The sequence below is a fragment of the Polaromonas sp. P1_G2 genome (genome assembly GCF_056405515.1).
Map to the genome: position 1 here is coordinate 1 of NZ_JBFUBY010000473.1, position 1,836 is coordinate 1,836.

Consider the following 1,836-nt stretch of genomic DNA (forward strand, 5'->3'; position numbering starts at 1 on the left):
CAACCTGGCGGTGCAGGATGCGGTGGCGGCGGCCAACGCGCTGGCCGCGCCGCTGGCCGATGCGCGCGTGGGCACGGCGGCCCTGACGCCTTTCCTGGCGCAGGTGGAAAAGCGGCGCCTGCTACCGACCCGCCTCACCCAGGCGGCCCAGGTGGCCATCCAGAACCGCCTGCTCAGCCCGGTGCTGGCGGCGCGCGGCACCGAGGCGCCGCCCATGGCGTTGCCCTGGCCTTTGGGGCTGATGCGTCGCTGGCCGCTGCTGCAGGCGCTGCCGGCCTATGCGGTAGGCGTGGGCGTGCGGCCCGAGCATGTTCGCTCGCCGGCGCGGCCCATCGCCCAAGCCGGTGGGGTTTTGTAGGTTTTTTCCTACGTCATGGGCAGGCATTGCCTACAACTGCCATGCCGCGCGGCTTTTAAAGTGAATTGAACGGATTCCAGGATTCCCATGACAGCAGGCGCGGCGGACCGTCCGGAAAGCCGGCGCCCGCAAGCCAAGGAGGCCCCCATGAAAAGCAGCAACACCCTTCACGCCCACAAGCCAGAGCCCAGCCCTTCCAAAGGCCAGGTAGGGGACAGGCCGGACAACGGCTCCAGAAGCAGCCGCGGCGCCGGCCCTACCTCGGGTGCACGGCTGGACAACCCGCACAAGCGCATACGCCTGACGGGCCACGGCCGCGCGCACTGAAGACCCGGGCCCGCAGGCTCGCACTCGTCGAAAAACCCCTACAGCCCTGTGGGACGCTGTCTCATGGGGCATACCCGCAAGACGCCGCTAAATTGGTGTCTGGCTGGCGTTCAGCCAAATATCCGCCGATCGACAGATTGAGCTTCACCTTTGATTTTCACTTTTCATTTTTCATAAAAGGAACAGACATGCACGCATCCAAATTCAAACCCGCTGCCGCAACGGCCCTTGCCCTGGCCGCCCTGCTGGCGTTGGGCGCTTGCGGGAAAAAAGTTGAGGACACCGGCGCGACGTCTTCAACGCCCTCCACACCGTCCACGCCTTCCACCAGCGGCGGTTCGGCGGGTTCATCCGGTTCCAGCTCAAGCAGCACCAGCCCCATGCCGACGCCGGAGTCCAGCGCGGCCGTCTCGAACTCGGGTTYGACGGCCCCCGGCACACCGGCCAGCGGCGGCACCAAATAAAGCGGATTGCCATGGGCCCCTCGTGGGCCCAAAAAAGCCACCAGGCTGAAGGCCGGGTGGCTTTTTTTTCGCGAACGGATCGCCTCGAAGGCGTAAGACTCTAGCCCTGCGCCACCGGACGCTGCGGGTCGCTGCACCAGTCGCTCCAGCTGCCGGCGTACAGGCCGGTCCGGCCCAGGCCGGCGACTTCCATCGCGATCAGGTTGGGCACGGCGCTGACGCCGCTGCCGCAGTGGTGCACCACACTCGCCGGCTCGCGCCCGCCCAGCAGGGTTTCAAACTCGGCCTTGAGCTGCGCGGCCGGCTTGAACTTGCCGTCAGGCGCCATGTTCTGGCTGAAAGGCCGGTTCAGGGCGCCGGGGATGTGGCCCGCCACCGGGTCCAGCGGCTCAACCTCGCCCTTGAAGCGCGGCGTGGCCCGCGCATCGATCAGGGTCTGGGCCGGTCTGCCGAGTTGCCCGGCCACGGTATCGGCCGACACCAGCGCGGCCCTGGCCGGCGCCAGCAGGAAGCTGGCCTGGAAATGCGCGGGCTCCTCGCCGCTGTTCACCGCGCCGCCCGCCGCCTGCCAGGCCTGCAGCCCGCCGTCGAGCACGGCGACGTTTTCATGGCCGGCCCACTTGAGCATCCACCAGAGGCGCCCGCAATAGTTGGCGCCGTTGCGGTCGTAGACAACGGCCTGCATGT

General features: G+C 67.8%; 3 protein-coding genes and 1 pseudogene. 2 read left to right on the top strand and 2 right to left on the bottom strand.

Annotation, left to right across the window (positions count from 1 at the left end):
- Positions 1–358 (top strand): annotated as a pseudogene (locus tag AC1D0P_RS25355) (FAD-dependent oxidoreductase); the annotation flags it as partial.
- Between the two features lie 147 nt (positions 359–505).
- Positions 506–685 carry a hypothetical protein gene (locus tag AC1D0P_RS25360; protein ID WP_436157812.1) on the top strand — a complete coding sequence of 60 codons (180 nt, stop codon included), beginning with the start codon at positions 506–508 and terminating at the stop codon, positions 683–685.
- Between the two features lie 157 nt (positions 686–842).
- On the opposite strand, the gene AC1D0P_RS25365 is transcribed toward AC1D0P_RS25360, so the two are convergent.
- Together AC1D0P_RS25365 and AC1D0P_RS25370 are read right to left on the bottom strand one after the other, a co-directional pair.
- A complete protein-coding gene (locus tag AC1D0P_RS25365) occupies positions 843–1,145 on the bottom strand; it encodes a hypothetical protein (RefSeq protein ID WP_477679260.1) in 303 nt (100 codons plus the stop codon).
- A 104-nt stretch (positions 1,146–1,249) separates the two neighbouring features.
- A partial coding sequence (locus tag AC1D0P_RS25370) for a sulfurtransferase (protein ID WP_477679261.1) occupies positions 1,250–1,836 on the bottom strand: 587 nt, incomplete at its 5' end.

Excerpts from the sequence above, each read along its gene's own strand:
- AC1D0P_RS25360 (WP_436157812.1), top strand. The coding sequence starts at position 506 with ATGAAAAGCAGCAACACCCTTCACGCCCACAAGCCAGAGCCCAGCCCT.